The organism is Bradyrhizobium jicamae, assembly GCF_001440395.1.
In the GTDB taxonomy this organism is placed as follows: domain Bacteria; phylum Pseudomonadota; class Alphaproteobacteria; order Rhizobiales; family Xanthobacteraceae; genus Bradyrhizobium; species Bradyrhizobium jicamae.
In genome coordinates this window covers 49,761-55,585 of the sequence record NZ_LLXZ01000161.1, presented here as the reverse complement: position 1 = coordinate 55,585, position 5,825 = coordinate 49,761, and the positions used below count along the sequence as shown (strand labels likewise).

Here is a 5,825-nt window from a genome sequence, read left to right as displayed (position 1 = left end):
GAGCGGCGGCCGGCGGCTGCTGACCGGGCTGCGGTGCGACGGCGGGCCTCGGCGCGGGGCGGACGGGGGCAGGGGCCGGTTGGGCGAGGGCAATGGAGAAAAGGGACAGGGACGCCGTGGCAGCAACGAGGAGTCTGTGAAGCAGCATCAATGTCACCGATCCGGGTAGGGAGGGGGAAGCGCCAGTCCGCCATAGCTCGAAGAGCGACGGCGGATGCCCACCGTTCCAACCCGGACAGTTCAACCAATATGGTGGGCACGGCGCAAGGGCGCCTTTGCCCACCCTACAGATTTCACAATGTCGGATATTGATCCCCGCCTCGGAGCAATTGGCCGCGCAAGCCCCGCCCTGCGCATAGGAGCCTGCCGTAACAACCTGATCTCGCAGGCTGTTCCAATCGTTGATCCCCGTGTACGCTTGGCCCGCACTGCCGGGCCAATATAAGGCCATCGCCCATATGGGGCGGGCAGGAATAAGGGAGATGGCGGAAGACCATGACGGAACTCCGATACCTGGCGCCTGATACGCTTGACGAAGCGGTCGGTGCATTCGCGAAGGCGGGCAGCGCCGCGCGCATCCTGGCCGGCGGCACCGATCTTCTGGTGCAGATGCGATCCGGCGTGCTCAAGCCCGGCGTGATCGTCGATATCAAGAAAATCCCCGAGATGACCGCGATCGAAGCAATCGCCGACGGCGGCTTTCGCATCGGCGCTGCCGTCTCCGGCATGGCGCTCGCCGAGCACGGAAAGTTCGGCAAGGCCTGGCCCGGCGTGCTCGAAGCCGTCAACCTGATCGGTTCCAAGCAGGTGCAGGGCAGGGCGTCTGCGGGCGGCAATCTCTGCAACGGCTCCCCCGCCGGCGACAGCGTGCCCGCGATGGTCGCCGCCGGCGCCGTCGTCACCGTGCAGGGCCCGAACGGCCGCCGCGAGATGAAGGTGGAGGACGTTCCCGCCGGTCCCGGCCGCACCAATCTGAAGCCCGGCGAAATCCTGGTGAGCTTCACACTGCCGCCGCGCCCGCCCGGATCGAGCGACGCTTACTTGCGCATGATCCCGCGCACCGAAATGGACATCGCCGTCGTCGGTGTCGGCGTCAGCCTCACGATCAAGGATGGCACGGTCACATCAGCCCGCGTCGGTCTCGGCGCAGTGGCGCCGACCGTGCTGCTGGTGGAAGACGCCGCGAAAGCGCTGATCGGCTCCAAGCTCGACGACGCCGCACTCGCCAAGGCGGCAGCCGCCTGCTCCGCCGCCTGCCGTCCGATCGACGACAAGCGCGGCACCATCGCCTATCGCACCAAGGTGGCCGGCGTGCTGCTCAAGCGCACCGCCGCCATCGCCGCCCAACGCGCTCAAGGAAAGTAATTCAATGGCCAAAGTTCACGTCACCACGTCGATCAACGGCGAGCCGATGGAATTTCTGTGCGAGCCCAATGACACCATGCTCGACGCGCTGCGCGGCACCTTGAACCTCACCGGCTCCAAGGAAGGCTGCGCGTCAGGGGATTGCGGCGCCTGCTCGATCACGCTCGACGATAGGCTGGTCTGCTCCTGCCTGATGCTCGCGGTCGAGTCCGAAGGACACGAGATCAGGACCATCGAGGGCATGGCGCAGGGCGACAAGCTCCATCCGCTGCAGCAGAAGTTTCTCGAAATGGCCGCGCTCCAGTGCGGCATCTGCACCTCGGGCATGCTGGTCGCCTCCGATGCGTTGCTGAAGAAGAACCCGGACCCGAGCGAGGAGGAGGTCCGCTTCTGGCTCGCCGGCAACCTCTGCCGGTGCACCGGCTATGACAAGATCGTCCGCGCGGTGATGGAAACCGCTGCCGAAATGCGCGCGCAATAGTTTTCGGGAGACAGTCCAATGAATCTCGTCACCAACAACAAATGGATCGGCCAGCGCACCATCCGCCCTGACGGCATGGACAAGGTCACCGGCCGCGCCCAGTTCGCCGCCGACACCACAATGCCGGGCATGATCTGGGGCAAAGTCCTGCGCAGCCCGCATCCGCATGCGCGCATCAGATCGATCGACACGGCCAAAGCGGAAGCGCTGCCCGGCGTAAGGGCCGTCGTCACCTCAAAGGACATCGTCGATTTCCCGATCGAGAAGGGCGCGGTGATGCTCGGCATCCAGGACATGCGCTGGATGTGCCGCAACGTGATGGCGCGCGACAAGGCGCTGTTCCCCGGCCACCCCGTCGCAGCCGTCGCCGCGACCACCGAGGCGATCGCAGCCGAAGCCTGCAAGCTGATCGAGATCGATTACGAGGTGCTGCCGTGGTCGATCGAGATCGATGACGCAATCAAATCGGATGCGCCCGTCCTGCACGAGTTCAACAAGTTCGACGGCAAGCCGTCCAACATCGCCGGACGTCTCGAGCACAAGAAGGGCGACATATCGGAAGGCTTCAAGAAGGCCGATGTCGTCATCGAGCGTACCTTCACCACGCGCCCGGTGCATCAGGGCTATATCGAGCCGCATGCCTGCCTGATCTCGGTGGCACCCGACGGCAAGACCACGATCTGGAGTTCGAGCCAGGGCCAGTTCATGGTGCGCGCGATGACGTCGATGCTGACAGGCATCCCGCAGAGCGACATCCGCGCCATCCCCGCCGAGATCGGCGGCGGCTTTGGCGGCAAGACCATCGTCTATCTCGAGCCGCTCGCGACGCTGCTGGCGAAGAAATCCGGGCGGCCCGTGAAGATGGTGATGACGCGCGAGGAAGTGATGCGCGCGACCGGTCCCACCTCTGGCTCGAAGAGCACGGTGAAGATCGGCGCGACGAAAGACGGCAAGATTGTTGCCGCGCACGGCATCTTCTATCTGCAGGCCGGCGCCTTCCCGGGCTCGCCGATCCGCGGCGCCGCCGGATGCAGCTTCACGCCCTACGACATTCCGAACCTGCTCTCGGAAGGGTTTGACGTCTGCTCCAATCGCTCCAAGGTCGCGGCCTATCGCGCGCCGGGCGCGCCGATCGGCGCCTATGCGGTCGAATGCGTGATGGACGAAGTCGCAGAACGCCTGAAGATGGACCCGCTCGACTTCCGCCTGAAGAACGCCGCGAGGGAAGGCACCAAGGCCGCGCACGGCCCGACCTTCCCGCGCATCGGCTATGTCGAGACGGTGGAAGCAGCGAAGTCCTCGCCGCACTATGCCGCACCGCTCGGCGACGGACAGGGCAGGTTGAGGGGCAGGGGCGTCGCTAGCGGCTTCTGGTTCAACGCCGGCGGCGAATCCTCGGCGCAAGTCAATATCACCGAGGACGGCAACGTCGTCGTCACCACAGGGCATCCCGATATTGGCGGCTCGCGCGCCGGCATCGCCAACATCTGCGCCGAATTGCTCGGCATCGACTACCGCCGCGTCTCCGTCATCATCGGCGACACCCAGACGGTCGGCTTCTCCAACCTCACCGGCGGCAGCCGCGTGCTGTTCGCTTCATCGATGGTGGTGACGCAGTCGACCGAAAAGATCATCCAGACGCTGCGCGAGCGCGCCGCAAAGATCTGGGAGATCGATCCCGAAGCAGTGAAATGGGAGGACGGCGCCGCGCATCCGGTGAGCCCGAACGCCGGCCAGTTCGAACCGCTGACGCTGAAAGAACTCGCCGAGAAGGCGCCCGCGATGGGCGGACCCATTGGCGCCGGCGTGCAGCTCAACACGCAAGGCGCCGACGGCGGTTTCGGCACGCATGTTTGCGACGTCGAGATCGACGTCGATCTCGGCATCGCGCGCGTCATCCGCTACACCGCCGTGCAGGATGTCGGCCGCGCCATCCACCCCGGCTATGTCGAGGGCCAGCTTCAGGGCGGCGTCGCGCAAGGCATCGGCTGGGCGCTGAACGAGGAATACATCTATACGAAGGAAGGCAAGGTCGATAATCCCGGCTTCCTCGATTACCGCATGCCTGTTTGTTCGGACCTGCCGATGCTCGACTGCATCATGGTCGAGATCCCGAACCCGAAGCATCCGCAAGGTGTGAAAGGCGTCGGCGAAGTGCCGCTGGTGCCCGTGATGGCCGCGGTCGCGAACGCGATCTACAACGCGCTCGGCAAACGCTTCTACGCCCTGCCGATGTCGCCGCCGAAGGTGCTGGAAGTGCTGGAGGCGCCGACGCAGCAGGCGGCGGAGTAGGGTACGACGATATAGCCAGGCCGTCATTGCGAGGAGCGAAGCGACGAAGCAATCCATCTGTCCGCAGCGGCGCTATGGATTGCTTCGCTTCGCTTGCACTGACGCTACGAGCATGCGTAGCCCGGATGAGCGAAGCGATATTCAGGGCCTTCATGATCGTTCCCCGCATATCGCTGCGCTCATGCGGGCTACCGGCGGACGACGCAAATGATCGACGTGCTTCCCTTCCGCACCATGGCCTACAACAACGCCTGGGCCAACCACCGGCTGCTCACCGCCTGTCTCGGGCTGTCGCCGGATGAATTCACCGCCAAGCGAACCGGCTTCTTTCCGAGCCTGCGCGCCACGCTCAACCACATCCTGATCATCGATCACTTCTACGTCGATGCAATGGAAGGCGGCACGCTCGGACCGGCCGCCTGGGCGAACCAGGAGCCTTGCGCTACGGTTGCCGCGTTGAAGGAGGCGCAGGCCGCGGTCGATCGGCGCTTGCTCAAGGTCGTCGAAGCGCTCGACACCGCCGGATTGCAGCGTATCGTCTCCGTGCACCGCGGCACCTCCATCCAGCGCGAACGGATGGATCGCTTGCTGCTGCATCTGTTCCAGCACCAGGTGCACCATCGCGGCCAGGCCCACAGCATGCTCAGTGGCACCTCGGTGAGCCCGCCCCAACTCGACGAGTTCTTTGCTGTGGGCGAGGCGCCGTTGCGGGCGGCGGAGTTTGTGGAACTGGGTTGGACGGAGGAGCGACTCTGGGGTGGTGCGGATCGTGAGACCACGTAGGGCGGATTAGCGAAGCGTAATCCGCCGAGAGAGAGATGGCGGATTACGCCTTTGGCTAATCGGCCCTACGGAAGCTACGCCGGTGCGGACTCCAACACATTCGCTCGTCTCGTCTGCCGCAACGCCTCGTAATGCCGCACATATTCCTTCGCCATCCGCTCCGACGTGAACCGCTTCTCGAAATGCGCGCGCACGCGGCCGCGGTCCAGTTCGTCAAGCCTTCCGAGCGCCTCGATCGCCTGGTCTTCGCTCTCCACGACAAAACCTGTAATCCCGTCGTCGATCACCTCGGGAACTGAACCCGAGCGGAAGGCGATCACCGGCGTGCCGCATGCCATCGCCTCGATCATCACGAGCCCGAACGGCTCGGGCCAATGAATCGGAAACAATAGCGCCGCGGCGCCGGCGAGAAATTCCTCCTTGGTGCTGTCGTTGACCTCGCCGGTCAGCCGCACCTGCTCGCCGTCGATCTGCGGCTCCAGCTTTTCCTTGAAGAAGGCGCGCTCGCCGCGCGGCAGCTTGGCCGCGATATGCAGCGGCATTTTTGCCGCGCGCGCGATGCGGATGGCGGCCTCGGGTCCTTTCTCGGAGGTGAGCCGGCCGAGGAAGGCAAGGTATCGCCCGCGCGCCAATGAAGGACGGAATGAATCAACGGGAAGGCCGTGATAGACGGTGCCGATCCATTTGTTCTCGGGTAACGCGGCGCGCTGGTTGTCTGAGATCGAGACATAAGGCGCATCGGGAAAGCGCAAGGCGACATCGGGAAATCCTGGCAAGTCGAGGCGTCCGTGCGTGGTGGTGACGAAGGGTACGCCGAGCCGGCTCAGCAACGGCAGATGCAGCCAGTCGATATGGACGTGGATGACGTCGAACTCGCGCGCGCGCTGCGCGACCGCTTCGAGCA

Annotated in this window: 5 protein-coding genes; 4 read left to right on the top strand and 1 reads right to left on the bottom strand. The window is 64.8% G+C overall.

Annotation, left to right across the window (positions count from 1 at the left end):
* The first annotated feature begins 495 nt into the window (after positions 1-495).
* The 4 genes from CQ12_RS27125 to CQ12_RS27110 all read left to right on the top strand — a co-directional run bounded on the left by CQ12_RS27125 (position 496) and on the right by CQ12_RS27110 (position 4,921).
* Positions 496-1,365 (top strand): FAD binding domain-containing protein, encoded by an 870-nt coding sequence (locus CQ12_RS27125; RefSeq protein ID WP_057838346.1) that lies wholly within the window; start codon positions 496-498, stop codon positions 1,363-1,365.
* Positions 1,366-1,369: 4 nt separating this feature from the next.
* Entirely contained in the window at positions 1,370-1,846 is a 477-nt protein-coding gene (locus tag CQ12_RS27120; protein ID WP_057838345.1) for a (2Fe-2S)-binding protein, read from the top strand.
* 18 nt (positions 1,847-1,864) lie between these two features.
* Positions 1,865-4,138: a xanthine dehydrogenase family protein molybdopterin-binding subunit gene (locus CQ12_RS27115; protein WP_057838344.1), complete on the top strand. Its 2,274-nt coding sequence runs from the start codon at positions 1,865-1,867 to the stop codon at positions 4,136-4,138.
* Between the two features lie 207 nt (positions 4,139-4,345).
* Positions 4,346-4,921 carry a DinB family protein gene (locus CQ12_RS27110; protein ID WP_057838343.1) on the top strand — a complete coding sequence of 192 codons (576 nt, stop codon included), beginning with the start codon at positions 4,346-4,348 and terminating at the stop codon, positions 4,919-4,921.
* A 74-nt stretch (positions 4,922-4,995) separates the two neighbouring features.
* Here the strand turns inward: CQ12_RS27110 and CQ12_RS27105 are convergent.
* Positions 4,996-5,825 (bottom strand): glycosyltransferase family 4 protein (locus tag CQ12_RS27105; RefSeq protein WP_245310183.1); only part of this gene is annotated, 830 nt, incomplete at its 5' end.

Excerpts from the sequence above, each read along its gene's own strand:
- CQ12_RS27125 (WP_057838346.1), top strand. The coding sequence starts at position 496 with ATGACGGAACTCCGATACCTGGCGCCTGATACGCTTGACGAAGCGGTC.
- CQ12_RS27110 (WP_057838343.1), top strand. The coding sequence starts at position 4,346 with ATGATCGACGTGCTTCCCTTCCGCACCATGGCCTACAACAACGCCTGG.
- CQ12_RS27115 (WP_057838344.1), top strand. The coding sequence starts at position 1,865 with ATGAATCTCGTCACCAACAACAAATGGATCGGCCAGCGCACCATCCGC.
- CQ12_RS27120 (WP_057838345.1), top strand. The coding sequence starts at position 1,370 with ATGGCCAAAGTTCACGTCACCACGTCGATCAACGGCGAGCCGATGGAA.